At 71.1% G+C, this 13418-nt stretch carries 9 protein-coding genes; 1 reads left to right on the top strand and 8 read right to left on the bottom strand.

Annotated features, from left to right (window positions below; all coding sequences use genetic code 11):
• Nucleotides 1-126 precede the first annotated feature (126 nt).
• The 7 genes from D7044_RS25640 to D7044_RS25610 form a co-directional block, all read right to left on the bottom strand.
• Nucleotides 127-2955: a discoidin domain-containing protein gene (locus D7044_RS25640; protein WP_120690425.1), complete on the bottom strand. Its 2829-nt coding sequence runs from the start codon at nucleotides 2953-2955 to the stop codon at nucleotides 127-129.
• Nucleotides 2956-3160: 205 nt separating this feature from the next.
• Nucleotides 3161-4813: a glycoside hydrolase family 13 protein gene (locus D7044_RS25635; protein ID WP_120673999.1), complete on the bottom strand. Its 1653-nt coding sequence runs from the start codon at nucleotides 4811-4813 to the stop codon at nucleotides 3161-3163.
• Nucleotides 4814-4916: 103 nt separating this feature from the next.
• Nucleotides 4917-5804: a carbohydrate ABC transporter permease gene (locus tag D7044_RS25630; RefSeq protein WP_120690424.1), complete on the bottom strand. Its 888-nt coding sequence runs from the start codon at nucleotides 5802-5804 to the stop codon at nucleotides 4917-4919.
• A 12-nt stretch (nucleotides 5805-5816) separates the two neighbouring features.
• A complete protein-coding gene (locus D7044_RS25625) occupies nucleotides 5817-6770 on the bottom strand; it encodes a carbohydrate ABC transporter permease (protein WP_120673848.1) in 954 nt (317 codons plus the stop codon).
• An 80-nt stretch (nucleotides 6771-6850) separates the two neighbouring features.
• A complete protein-coding gene (locus D7044_RS25620) occupies nucleotides 6851-8230 on the bottom strand; it encodes an ABC transporter substrate-binding protein (protein ID WP_120690423.1) in 1380 nt (459 codons plus the stop codon).
• Nucleotides 8231-8630: 400 nt separating this feature from the next.
• A complete protein-coding gene (locus D7044_RS25615; RefSeq protein WP_120690422.1) occupies nucleotides 8631-9641 on the bottom strand; it encodes a LacI family DNA-binding transcriptional regulator in 1011 nt (336 codons plus the stop codon).
• A 70-nt stretch (nucleotides 9642-9711) separates the two neighbouring features.
• Nucleotides 9712-11232, bottom strand: a complete 1521-nt coding sequence (locus tag D7044_RS25610) for a dihydrolipoyl dehydrogenase family protein (RefSeq protein ID WP_120690449.1) — start codon at nucleotides 11230-11232, stop codon at nucleotides 9712-9714.
• A 90-nt stretch (nucleotides 11233-11322) separates the two neighbouring features.
• Between D7044_RS25610 and D7044_RS25605 the strand changes: the two genes are divergently transcribed.
• A complete protein-coding gene (locus tag D7044_RS25605) occupies nucleotides 11323-12390 on the top strand; it encodes a serine hydrolase domain-containing protein (protein WP_120690421.1) in 1068 nt (355 codons plus the stop codon).
• A 53-nt stretch (nucleotides 12391-12443) separates the two neighbouring features.
• Here D7044_RS25605 and D7044_RS25600 read toward each other — a convergent pair whose 3' ends face one another.
• Nucleotides 12444-13400, bottom strand: coding sequence for a phytoene/squalene synthase family protein (locus D7044_RS25600; protein WP_120690420.1), 957 nt, complete (start codon nucleotides 13398-13400; stop codon nucleotides 12444-12446).
• Nucleotides 13401-13418: the final 18 nt, after the last annotated feature.

Genomic DNA, 13418 nt, shown 5'->3' with positions numbered 1-13418 from the left:
CGGACACCTTCTTCCCGGGGGACGTGGAGAGGCGTGTGCGGTGGTGCGGGGGGTGCGGTGTGGAGCGGGGGTGTTACGGGCGCGTCGGTGGGGCCCCGATCGGCGGCGGAGCCCCACCGGCGCACGTCAGGTGGCGTAGACCTCGAACTCGGCGAGCTGCCCCGCCGGCCAGCCGGTGTTGCCGGTGAGGGTCAGCCGGACGAAGCGACGGTCACCGGCCGGTACGGGGATCGACACGGTATTCCCGGACGCCGGGTCGAAGGTGTAGCCGGCCGAGCTCTTCAGCGTGCTGAACGAGGAGCCGTCGGTGGAGCCGAGCACGGTCAGCGCCTGCGTACGGGTCTGCCAGGCCGAGGCCGGCGGCAGCTTCAGCACCAGCCGGGACACCGGTCGGGCGCTGCCCAGGTCGACGGTCACCGACTGGGGGAAGGCGTTGTTGGCACTCTCCCAGTAGGTGTTCGCGTTGCCGTCCACCGCGTTGCCGGCGACGTACACGTCGGAGTGGCTGGTCGCCGAGATCGGCCGTCCGGCCGCCAGGTTTCCGGTGGGCGGATTGGTGGGCGGCGGGGTGGAGCCGTCGCCGTACACCTCGAACTCGGCGAGCTGCCCCGCCGGCCAGCCGGTGTTGCCGGTGAAGGTCAGCCGGACGAACCGGCGGTCACCGGCCGGCAGGGCGACGGAGACCGTGTTGCCCGACGCCGGGTCGAAGGTGCGCCCGGCGGACCCGGCGAGCGTCGTCCAGCTCGATCCGTCGGTGGAGCCGAGTACGGCCAGGGTCTGCGTACGCCGCTCCCAGCCGGCCGGCAGTTTCAGCTGTACCCGGTCGACGTTGCGCGCCGTACCCAGGTCGACGGTGATCGACTGCGGGAAGCTGTTGTTCGCGCTCTCCCAGTAGCTGGCGGCGTTGCCGTCCACCGTGTTGGCGGCCACGTAGTTCTGGGTGGAGCTGGTCGCGGTGACCGGTCGGCCCAGCGCCAGGTTTCCGCCCGTCGGCGGCGGATCGGTGGGCGGCGGATCGGTCGGCGGCGGGTCGGTGGGGGGCGGGTCGGTCGGGCCACCGCCCCACCGCGGCTCCGGCCAGGGGCCGCAGTACGGCCTGGGCGTGTACCAGCCGGAGTTGCCGGGGCCCTGGGTGATCTGGAAGCCGCTGCCGACGCAGTTGTGGATCGGGTTCGACTGGGCGATCCCGGTGGCCCGCACGTTGGTGAACGACACCTGGCTCGGTGCCTGCACCTGGAGGGCGTACGTGCCCGCCCCGTCGATGCGGACGTTGCTGAAGTTGATCCCGCTGGTGGCGCCCTCGATCCAGTGCAGCGCCGCGTACGAGCTGTCCAGGATGTCGGTGTCGGTGACGTTGATGGTCGCGTTCTGGATCGGTTCGTTCAGCGCGGAGAACCAGATCGCGCCCACGCCGAACCGCCAGTTGTAGTCCGAGTTGCCGTTGCGGATCAGCGTGTTCCGGGCCACGGTGATCGTTCCGGAGACCGCGGTCGGGCCGTTCACGCCGGGATACCGGTTGGCGACGTGGATGCCGCCGCCGTTGGTGACCGAGTCGGCGGTCACGTTGTCGGTGATCTTGATGTCCCGCCCGCCGTACGTCACCAGGTGGTTGGCGAGGACGGTCACGCCGATCGTGTTGAAGGTGAACGAGTTGTTGACGTTCGGCACGCTCTGCGCCCACATGGCCAGCGCGTCGTCACCGGTGTTGCGGACGAACGTGTTCGTCACCGTGGAGTTGGTGACGCCCCAGTGGAAGTTCACCCCGTCAGCGGTCTGGTCCAGGATCCGGCTGTCGCGGATGGTGAAGTTGTCCATCGGGCCGTCCATCCAGGCGCCGACCTTGGTGTGCTGCATCCAGACGTTCTGCACCACCGAGTTCGACATCGCGCCGCCGATGGCGTTGACCTGGTGCTCGTCCACCCGCTCCCGGATGTCGCCGATGATGGCGAAGTCCCGCAGGGTCACGTTGCGGCTCGGACCACCGGCCTCGTGGGCACGGATCTCACCGCTGTAGCCGCCGCCGGGGACGTACTTGCCGTAGATGCCGGCGGCACGTTTGCGGTCGGTCGGGTGCCGGCCGCCGAGCACCGAATACCACGGTCCCGCGCCGCGCAGGGTCACCCCGTCCACCACCACGTGGTCCCAGAGGGTGAAGGTGCCCGTCGGGATCCAGACCGCCCGGCCCTGCGCCCGGCCGGCGTCGACAGCCGCCTGGAACTTGGCTGTCGAGTCGGTGGCACCGGTCGGGTCGGCGCCGAAGTCGGTCACCACGTCCAGCACGTTCGCGGGCTTGCCGATCGCCGGCGCGACCAGCTCGAAGTCGGCCAGGTCGATGGTGAAGGTCGGCGACTGGGCGGTCGAGGAGACCTGCAGCCGGATCTTCGTACCGGCCGGGTAGGTGGTCCCGAACATCGTCCGGGTCTCGTCGTAGAAGTGGTGCGGGTTGGTGTCGCCCGGGTTGTTGTTGAACGGATAGCCGCCGTAGTACCAGCCGTACCGGGAGGTCACCGGGACGGCCTTCACCAGGGCGCCGTTGGCGCGCAGATCGATGCTGGCGTCCCGGCCGGTGCCGGCGGCGTTGTCCGGGAGGCTGTACCGGAAGGTCACGGCGTTGGCCGGCTCGGTGAGGGTGAACTCGACGTACTCGCCGACGGAGTCCAGGGTGACCGCCTCGCGGCCGGACGCCTCGGACGGCAGCGCGCCGTAGTACCGGTCCGGGCCGATCTTCGTGCCGGTGTGCGCCACCTCCTCCGCCTCGTGCTCCACGAACGGGACGTCGGCGCCCCGCCCGGGAATGTCGAACGGGGAGAGGCCGGCCGCCTGGGCCGGGGTCGCGGTGCCGGTCAGCGCGAGAACGGTGAGCGACGTCGCGGTGAGGGCGGCGGCGGCGAGGGCGGCCACCCCCGCGCGGGCGCGGACTCTTCGGGGTGGGTGGGCGGTGGCGTGTTCGGGCATGAGCTGGGCTCTCCCTCTCGTCGGTGGTCCAGATCCCCCCGTGCGTTGCGGTCCCCCCGAGGCGGTGCGGTTGCGGGCGACTACCTCCGTTTCGGTCTCGGCCGGCGGTGCCGGCGGGCGAATCCGGGGCCGGCGGCGGGACGGTGCCGCCGGGTGGTGCGGGCGCGGTGCCGGCGGCGGGACGCCAGCCGCCGGCACCGGGCGATCAGGCCGGGTCGGACCCGGCGGAGACGGGTTCGGCGGTACGCAGCCAGACGGCGGTGTCCGGCGGCAGCAGGTCGTCGTCGAGCGGGCCGCTGGCGAGCAGCCTCTCGGTGTGCGGCGGCAGCGGCACTGCGGCGCCGGAGAGGTTGACCAGGCAGGTGAAGCCGGCCGAGCGGCGGTACGCGAGCACCCCGTCCGGCGCGGGCAGCCAGGTCATCTCCCCGTCGCCGAGCGCGGGCTCGGCCCGGCGGATGGCGAGCGCGGCGCGGTACAGCTCCAGCATCGAGCGCTCGTCGCCGGCCTGCGCCTGGGCCGTCCGGTCCTTCCAGTCGGTCGGCTGCGGAAGCCACGGCGCCCCCGTCGTCTCGTCCGGGCTGAAGCCGAACGGCGGCGTCTCCCCGGACCAGGGCAGCGGGACACGGCACCCGTCCCGGCCGGGGTCGACTCCGCCGGAGCGGAAGTGCATCGGGTCCTGTCGCAGCTCACGGGGAATGTCCTCGACCTCCCAGAGGCCCAGCTCCTCGCCCTGGTAGACGTAGGCCGCACCGGGCAGCGAGAGCGACAACAACGCGGCGGCGCGAGCCCGGCGGGTGCCCAGCTCCAGGTCGGTCGGGGTTCCCTCCCGCTTCGCGGCGAAGCTGAACGTGGTGTCCGCCCGGCCGTAGCGGGTGACGTGCCGGGTCACGTCGTGGTTGGAGAGGACCCAGGTGGCCGGCGCGCCGACCGGGGCGTGCGCGCTCAGCGTTCCGTCGATGCTCTCGCGCAGCGCGGCGGCGTCCCAGGCGCAGCCGAGGAAGTCGAAGTTGAACGCCGCGTGCAGCTCGTCCGGACGCAGGTAGTTGGCGAACCGCTGCCGGTCCGGCATCCACACCTCCCCGATCAGCGCCCGATCGGGGTACTCGTCGGCCACCCGCCGCCAGGCGCGATAGATCTCGTGCACGCCGTCGAGGTCGCGGAACGGGTGCGGCCGCCCGGGCAGGGTCTCCGGCAGCGAACCGTCCTTGACCAGCAGCCCGGCCGAGTCGATCCGGATGCCGTCCACGCCCCGGTCGAACCAGAACCGCAGGATGTCCTCGAACTCCGCGCGCACCTTCGGGTGGTCCCAGTTGAAGTCGGGCTGCTCGGCGGTGAACAGGTGCAGGTACCAGTCGCCGGGGGTGCCGTCCGGATTGGTGGTGCGGGTCCAGGTCTCACCGCCGAACTCGCCGACCCAGTCGGTCGGTCGTTGGTCGCCGTCGGGGCCCCGGCCCGGACGGAACCAGAACAGCTCCCGCTCGGGCGCGTCCGGTCCGCCGTTGAGGGCCGCCTGGAACCAGGGGTGTGCGTCGGAGCAGTGGTTGGGCACGACGTCGACGATGATCTTTAGGCCGAGCGCGTGTGCCTCCGCGATCAGCGCCTCCGCCTCGGCCAGCGTGCCGAAGACCGGGTCGATGTCGCGGTAGTCGGCCACGTCGTAGCCGGCGTCGGCCATCGGGGAGGGGTACCAGGGGCTGAACCAGATCGCGTCGACACCGAGCGTGGACAGGTAGTTCAGCCGGGACCGGATGCCGGCGATGTCGCCGATCCCGTCGCCGTCGCCGTCGGCGAAGCTACGCGGGTACACCTGGTAGATCACCGCTCCACGCCACCACGGACTGCCGTCTGCTGTGGACACGAGCACCTGCTTTCTGCGTTACGTCGGCGGGTTCGCCGGACCTGGATGTGGATCGGGCGCACGATCTTCGAGCGCCGCGCGGCAGGTTACGCCGGATGGGGGGCTATCCCTTGAGGCTCCCCGTGGTCAGACCGGACATGATGTTCCGCTGGAAGATCAGGAAGATGATCACGGTCGGGATGGCGGCGATCACCGAGGCGGCGATCACCACGTTCATCGGCGTACCGCCCGCGAAGGCGTAGATGCCGACGCTGACCGTGCGCGTCTCCGGTGACGGCATGACCAGCTTCGGCCAGAGGAAGTCCTTCCACACCGCGGTCACGGCGAAGATCGACACCACGCCGAGGATGGGGCGCGACATCGGCAGGATCACCGACCAGAGCGTGCGCAGCGGCGTCGCCCCGTCCATGAGGGCCGCCGCCATCAGGTCCTCCGGGATCGAGTCGAAGAACCGCTTGAGAAGGAAGATGTTGAACGCGTTCGCGACCAGGGGCAGCCAGATCGCGAACGGGGAGTCGAGCAGGTTGACGTGCAGGAACGGCAGGTCGATCACCGTGACGTACTGCGGGACGATGAGGACCATCGCCGGGATCATCAGCGTCGCCAGCATCATCGCGAGGATCGCGTTGCCGAAGATCGGACGGAGCTTCGACAGCGCGTACGCCGCCGCGGTGTCGAGGACGAGCTGGAACACCACCGCCCCGGCCGCGTAGTAGAAGGTGTTGAACAGCAGCTTGGCGAGGTCCAGGTTGTGCCACGCGTTGACGTAGTTCTGGAACTGCGGATCCTGCGGGACGAGCGACGGCGGGGTCTGCGCGATCTCCTGGCCGGACTTCAGCGCTCCGGTCACCATCCAGTAGAGCGGCCCGAGGAAGACGAGCGAGAACCCCACGACCACGACGGCGAGCAGCGTCCAGTAGATCGCCCTGCCGCGCCCCCGCCGGAGCTGGGCGTGCGAGATCAGGGTGCGGGTCCCGGAGTCCTGTGCCATTCCTCGTCCGTCCTAGTCCTGTTTCGCCGTCAGCCGCAGGTAGACGGCGGAGAAGCCGGCCAGCACCACGAGCATGATCACGCCGAGGGCCGCAGCGCCGTTGAGGTCGTTCTGGAAGAACCCGTGCTGGTAGATGAGGTACGCGACCGAGGTGGCCGAGTCCTCCGCGCCGGCGCCGTTGGCGAGGATCAGCGGTTCGATGAAGAGCTGCATGGTGGCGACGATCTGCATCATCGCCAGGAGCGCGAGGATCAGCCGGGTCTGTGGGATGGTCACGTTCCAGATCCGGCGCCAGATCCCGGCGCCGTCGAGCTCGGCCGCCTCGTAGAGCTCGCCGGGGATGTTCTGCAACGCCGCCAGGTAGATGAGCACGGCGCTGCCCATGTTCATCCAGGTCGACGCGATCACCATGGCCGGCATCGTCATCTCGGGCGACTGCATCCACTGGGACGTCGGCAGGTGCAGGGCCTTGAGGATCGCGTTGAAGAGCCCCGCCTCGCTGGGGTCGTACGCGTAGAACTTGAAGAGGAAGAGCGCGGAGGCCGGCGGCAGCATCACCGGCAGGTAGACCAGGATCCGCAGGTACCCCTTGGCGTGGCGCAGCTCGTTGAGCAGGATCGCCACGAGGAACGGCACCGCGTACCCGAGGACCAGCGCGAGGGCCGTGAAGTAGAAGGTGTTCTTCCAGGCGGTCCAGAAGCTGGGGTCGTCGAGGATGCGGAGGTAGTTGTCCCAGCCCACCCAGGTGGTCACGCCGCGCCGGGTGCGCTGGAAGCTCATCACGATGCCGCGGATCATCGGGTACCAGGAGAAGACCGCGAAGCAGAGGACCGCACCGATCAGGAACGCGTGCCCGGTGAGGTTGTCGCGCAGCTTGCGGCCGAGGCCCGCGCGCCGGGGCCGAGGCGCGTACGGCGACGTGGGGCGGCCCGGTCTGGTGGTACCCGGAGCGGTGGTGATCGCCAAGGCAACTCCTGGTGGGTCAGGCACCGGTCGACGGCGTGCCGGTGGGGTGGGGGCCAGCGGTCCGGCCCCCACCCACGGGGTCAGCTCTCCGCGGCGAGGAGCTGGTTGACCTTCTCCTCGGCCGTCTTCAGCAGCGCGTCGAGGTTCGCGTTCGGGTTCGTGAGCACCCCGGACATCGCGGCGTCGAGCACCGCGTAGATCGCCTGCGCGTTGCGCGGCTCACCCTTGATCGGAACCGGGTTCGCCTCGAAGAGCGCGAAGTTGGCGGTGTCGAGGTTCGCGTTCGCCTTACGCAGCTCGAACTCCTGCTTCTGCGCCTCGCTGCCGTTGGCGAAGAGCAGCGGCTGCGGCAGACCCACCGGGTAGTTCTGCGGCTTGGCCCGGACGTAGTCGAACTGGCCCTTGCCCGGCGTCAGCTTCTGGTACGCGATCCACTTCAGGCCGGCCTTGACCTGCTCGGGGGTGAGGCCCTTCTTGAAGAAGTAGCCCTCGCCACCGCCGAGCGTCCCCTTCGCCGCGCCGTCCTGGCCGGGCAGCGGGCCCATCGCCCAGTCCTGGAACTTGCCCTGGAACTGGCTGACGATCGCCTGGGTGGTGTCCGGCGCGCCGATGAACATGCCGACCTTGCCCGCGGCGGCGTTGGTGAGCAGGTCACCCCACTGGAGCAGCTGGCGGCTGCCCATGCTGTTGTCGCCGTACCGCATGTCCTTGAGGTTCTGCAGGACCTGCTTGCCCATCGGGTTGTTGAAGTCGGCCTTCTTGCCGTCCTCGCTCAGCACCTGGCCACCCTGGGAGTAGAGCAGGGAGGTGAAGTGCCAGCCGCCCGTGTTTCCGGCGCTGTACTCCGCGTAGCCGGCGATGCCGTCGCCGAGCGCGGCGATCTTCTTGGCCGCCGCCCGGACCTCGGGCCACGTCTTGGGCGGGTTGTTGACGTCGAGCCCCGCCCGCTGGAACAGGACCTTGTTGTAGACCAGACCCATCGAGTAGTTCTTCACCGGGACGGCGTAGAGCTTGCCGCCGTCGGTGAAGACCTCCTTGAGCGCCGGGTCGACGCTGTCCCAGGTGGAGACCGAGTCCTTGTTGGCGTGCTCGGTGATCTCCATCGCCTGACCGGAGTCGAGCACCTGCTGGAGATCCGTCATGTAGCCGTAGAACACGTCGGTGACGGTTCCGCCGGCCAGGCGGGCGGTGAAGTCCGGCGGGTTGTTGCACTGCTCGCCGACGCTCACGCTCTTGATGATGATGTCGGGGTTCTGCCGCTGGAACTCGACGACGTCGGCGTTCCAGTTCTGCAAAAGCTCCTTCTGAGCGCCGACCGGCTGGCAGTCGACCGTGATGGTGACCTTGCCGCCTGCCTCGTCCGACGCGTTGTCACTCTTCGTGGAGCAAGCCGTGAGGCTGATTCCCAGGCCGGCCACGAGCGCTAACGCCGCAACCTTCCGGTACTGCGGTACGGACATCTGTCCATCCCTTCGGGAACGGGTGTCTCCATGACCTTCGCTGAGCTGCGGTGATCACCACCGCGGCGATGCCCTGCTACTGATCTGCATCCGCCATACGACCCGACCGCGGTAGGTGCGTCGCGAGTCAGGTGTGAGTGGAGTCACTGTAACTACGTGGCTTCATGGCGGCAAGGTATGGATACCGCCTTGCAAAGAATCGACTTTGTAACGAGAGATCAAGACAGCGTTCTGAAAGCGGCCCGATAACGCGGGGTTTCATCCACTTTGGGCGGCCGGGCGTTCGAGCCGATCCCGCAATCGACAACGGTCGACGGGTGTGCTCTGCGGGCCCGCCGGAGACGAGACCGGCCGCCGACCGCGGGGAGCGGTCGACGGCCGGGATGCCGTGCGAGGTCGGCTACGCCGTGGCGCGGCCGGGGGCCGGGGCGGTGGAGCCGCGCACCACCAGTTCGGGCTCGAAGAGCAGTTCGTCGTGCAGCACGCCGGCCCCCTCGATCTGGGTGACCAGCAGGTCCACCGCCGCCTGCCCCATCGTCTCGATCGGCTGCCGGACAGTGGTCAGCGGCGGGTCGGTGCAGGTCATGAACGCCGAATCGTCGTAGCCCACCACCGACACGTCGCCGGGCACCGAACGGCCCAACCGGCGTACCGCCCGGATCGCCCCGAGCGCCAGCACGTCGCTGGCGCAGATGATCCCGGTCACGCCCCGGTCCACCAGCTTGCTCGCGGCCACCCGGGCGCCCTCCATCGAGAAGCTGGAGCGCTCGACCCACTCGGTCGGGTCGGCCCAGCCCGCGATCCGGGCCACCGCGGCGAGCTTGCGCCGGGACGGGACATGCCCCTCCGGCCCGAGCACCATGCCGATCCGCTCGTGCCCGAGCGAGCGCAGATGTCCGTACGCCTGCTCCACCGCGACCGCGTCGTCCGTGGAGACCCGGGGGAAGCCCAGCTCGTCCACGCCGGCGTTCACGAGCACCACGGGCAGCCCACGGTCGGTCAACCGTCGATAGTGGTCGTGCGGCGCGTCGGCGAGCGCGTACGAGCCACCGGCGAAGATCACACCGGAGACCTGGTGGTCCAGCAGCATCTCGACGTAGTCCGACTCGGAGACCCCACCGATGGTGCGGGCGCAGAGCGCCGGGGTGAATCCCCGCTGGGCCAGCGAGCCGGTGACCACCTCGGCGAGGGCCGGGAAGATCGGATTCTGCAGCTCGGGGAGGACCAGCCCGACCAGCCGGGCGCGCTCGCCCCGCAGCTTGGTCGGCCGTTCGTAGCCGAGCACGTCGAGGGCGGTGAGCACCGCGGTGCGAGTCGTCTCGGAGACGCCGCCCCGCCCGTTGAGCACCCGGCTCACGGTGGCTTCGCTGACGCCCGCCTTGCGGGCCACCTCGGTCAACCGTTTCGTCACGGCGCAATGCTATGCCAGTCGGCTGCAAGAACTGAACAGCCTTCTGTCGACAGACGTCAGATCAGCGCAGTCACCGCAGGTTCCGCAGCGCGTCCTCGATCGCCCGGTGGAAGGTCGGGTACGCATAGATCATGTGCCGCAGCTGGCTGAGCGGCACGGCCGCGTGCACGGCGACCACCAGCCCGGAGAGCACCTCGCCACCGGCCGGTCCCGCCGAGGTGGCCCCGATCAGCACGCCCTCGTCCGCGTCCGCGATCAGCTTGATGAAACCCTCGTCGCCGACCCGGTGGATCCAGCCCCGGGTGGACTGGCCCAACTTGCTGAAGCCGACCTGGACGTTGATGCCCCGGGACCGGGCCTGCTCCTCGGTAAGGCCGACCGCGCCGATCTCCGGATCGGTGAACGTGACGCGGGGCAGCGCGCGGTAGTCGGCCCGGGGTACGGTGCCGGCCGTGCCACTCGACCCGCTGGCCCCGAGCGCGCTGGCCGCGCCCATGGCGCCCCCCACCACGCTCGCCGTACCGCTGGGATCGGCGCCCGGCCGGGCGTGCCGGGCCCGGTCGAGCACGTCCGCGATGACGATCGCCGCCTGGTACATCGCGATGTGCGTGAAGGCGCCCTCGCCCGTCACGTCGCCGACCGCCCAGATGCCGTCGGCGACCCGCATCCGGTCGTCGACGGGCAGGTAACGCTGGTCGGCGTCCACCCCCACGGCCTCCAACCCGAGCTCGTCCAGGTGCGCCCGGCGGCCGGTGACCACCAGCAGCCGCTCGGCGGTGAACTCCGCCCCACCATGGGCCCGGAGGCTGAACCGCTCCCCGTCGTGGTCGACCCGCTCGGCCCGTACGCCGGTGTGGACCTCGACTCCGTCCGCGCGCAGGGCGGAGGCGGCCGCCTCCGACGCCTCCGGCTCCTCCACGGCGAGCACCCGGTCCAGCGCCTCGACGATGGTGACCCGTACGCCGAACCGGGCGAAGACCTGCGACAGCTCCAGCCCGATCGCCCCGCCGCCCAGCACCAGCAGCGACCCGGGCAGCTCCTCGACCTCGATCGCATGATGGTTCGTCCAGTACGGCGTGCCGGCGAGCCCCTCGACCGGGGGCACCGAGGGGCGGGTGCCGGTGCCGATCACGACCCCGTAGCGGGCCTCGAAGAGCTGGTCACCGACCCGGACGCGACCGGGCCCGTCCAGCCGGCCGCTGCCCCGCACGAACCGACCGCCCCGGCCGACGAACCTGTCGACCGCGGCCCGGTCGTTCCAGGTGTCGGTCGCCTCTTCGCGGATCCGCCGCGCCACCGGCGCCCAGTCCGGCCGCACCTGCGCGCTGCCGGCGAGCCCGTCGATCCGGCGCGCCTCGGCGAGGGCGTTCGCCGCCCGAATCATCATCTTGCTCGGGATGCAGCCCCAGTAGGGGCACTCGCCGCCGACCAGGTCCCGCTCGACGCCGACGACGCTCAGCCCGGACTCGGCGAGCCGACCGGCCACCTCCTCGCCGCCGACGCCGAGCCCCACCACGACCACGTCAACCTGCTCCGGCTCCGCCACCCCACCAGCATCCCCCGACAGGACCGCGAACGCCGCGTTGATCATGAACTTGTCGCCGATCGGCACGGCGTGTCGTGGCGATAACGTCATGATCGAAGCTGCCGGACGGGACGACGTGCCGACTACCGTGAGCAGGTGCACGACGTACGCTTCGCCGCCGTCGACGACCGCTTCCGCAGCCTGCTCGCGGACGGTCGGGAGACCGGGGCCGCCCTGACCATCTGGTACGACGGCCGGATCGTCGTCGACGTCGTCGGCGGCGAGCGGTCGCCGGGCCGGCCGTGGCTGCCGGAGACGCTGGTCGGCGTCTACTCGGTCGGCAAGCCCGTCGCCGCGCTCTGCCTCCTCGTGCTGGTGGACCGCGGCCGGCTCGACCTGGACGACCCGGTCGCCGAGCACTGGCCCGGCTTCTGCACCCCGGCCACCGTCCGGCAGGTGCTGACGCACACCGCCGGCCTGCCCGCCTTCCCGGCTCCCCGGCCCGCCGAGGCGGTCGCCGACTGGGACCTGCTCTGCGCCGACCTGGCCGCCGCCGACCCGGAGTGGGCGCCGGGGTCCGTCGCGGGCGAGCACGCCTGGACGTACGGGCACCTCGTCGGTGAGCTGGTCCGGCGGGTGGACGGCCGGACGCCGGGCCGGTTCCTGGCCGAGGAGATCGCCGGCCCGTGGCGGCTCGACCTGGGCTTCGGTCTGAGCGCGGCCGACCAGCGGCGCTGCGCCGAGCTGCGGTACGGCGACCCGGCCTGGCCGGACCGGGTGGCAGGCGAGCCGGGTTCGCTGCGTCACCGGGCGGTGTCCAACCCGGCGGGCGGGCTCGACCTGGCCGTGCTGAACAGCCCGCTCTGGCGTGGCAGCCAGGTGCCGGCGGTCAACCTGCACGCGACCGCTACCGGGCTCGCGCGGCTCTACGCCGGTCTGCTCGCCGGTGGCACCCTGGACGGCGCGCACCTGATCGGCCCCGAGCTGGTCGCCGAGGCGACCCGGGTCCAGTACGACGGCGACGACCTCGTGCTCGGCCGGCGGGCCCGGTGGACGTTGGGGATGCAGTGGGAGGAGGACGGCAGCTGGGGCATGGGTGGTCTCGGCGGCAGCTCCGCCTGGGCCGACCCCGGACGCGGCTACGCCTTCGCGTACGCGACCTCGCACCTGGCCGACCACGATCGGGTCGACGACCTGGTCGACGTCCTGCACGACTGCCTCTGAACCGTCACGGGCACAACAGCTGCCCGGCGGCTGCTCGGCGGTGGGGCCGGCACTCAGGAGGCGGTCGGCCCGGGCAGCGGGAGTCGGGCCGCCGCGTCCCCGGGCAGCGGCGGCCCGGGCAGGGACACCGGCGTGCCGACCGGCGCGAGCAGGGACCGGGCCGCCACGGCGAGCCGGCGCCGCCGAGGCACCACGGCCCGCCGGGCGAAGACGTCGTAGTCCTGCGCGGCGACCTCGTCGAGGATCCCGCCGTAGAGGGCGTACGCGGTCCGCATGCAGGCCTGCGAACCCGGCGCGAGCATGGTGATCCCGGGGGCCGCCGCGGCGTAGTGCGCCTGGGCCCGGGCCACCTCGAAGGCGATGAGCGCCCGGATCGCCGGGGTGGCCTGCCCTCGTGAGCGGGCCTCGGCCAGCTCGTGCCGGGTCACCCCGAACCGGTCCAGGTCCTCGTCGGGCAGGTAGGTCCGCCCCCGGTCCAGGTCCTCGGCGACGTCCCGGATGAAGTTGGTGAGCTGGAAGGCGAAGCCGAGCTGCCGGGCCGGCTCCCGAGCGGCGGCCGGATCGGCGCTCCCCAGGATCGGCAGCATCATCGTGCCGATGGCCGCCGCCGAACCCTCCATGTAGTCGAGCAGGTGCCGATAGCTGGGGTACGAGCTGACGGTCAGGTCCATCGCCATGCTCTTGAGGAACGAGGCGAAGTCGTTCCGGTCGAGGTCGAAGACGGCGATGGTGTGCAGCACGGCCGGGAGCAGCGGGTCGTCGACCTGTTGGCCGTGCAGGCCGGCGAGGAAGCGGCCGCCCCAGTCGTCGAGCCGGCCGGCCCGCTCGGCCGTGGGCAGACCGTCGGTCCGGTCCACGATCTCGTCGGCGTACCGGGTGAAGCCGTAGAGGGCGTGAACGTGCCGCCGTTTCCACGCGGGGAGCAGCCGGGTGGCGAGATAGTAGGTGCGGCCGTGGCGTCTGTGCAGCTCACGACATCGGTCGTAGGCGTGGGCGAGTTCCGTGTCCACCGGCGCCCTCCTCCATAA

It is taken from the genome of Micromonospora musae (genome assembly GCF_003626635.1).
GTDB classification, from domain to species: domain Bacteria; phylum Actinomycetota; class Actinomycetes; order Mycobacteriales; family Micromonosporaceae; genus Micromonospora; species Micromonospora musae.
This window is presented reverse-complemented; position numbering and strand designations above follow the sequence as displayed.

Excerpts from the sequence above, each read along its gene's own strand:
- D7044_RS25640 (WP_120690425.1), bottom strand. The coding sequence starts at position 2,955 with ATGCCCGAACACGCCACCGCCCACCCACCCCGAAGAGTCCGCGCCCGC.
- D7044_RS25630 (WP_120690424.1), bottom strand. The coding sequence starts at position 5,804 with ATGGCACAGGACTCCGGGACCCGCACCCTGATCTCGCACGCCCAGCTC.
- D7044_RS25620 (WP_120690423.1), bottom strand. The coding sequence starts at position 8,230 with ATGTCCGTACCGCAGTACCGGAAGGTTGCGGCGTTAGCGCTCGTGGCC.
- D7044_RS25610 (WP_120690449.1), bottom strand. The coding sequence starts at position 11,232 with ATGATCAACGCGGCGTTCGCGGTCCTGTCGGGGGATGCTGGTGGGGTG.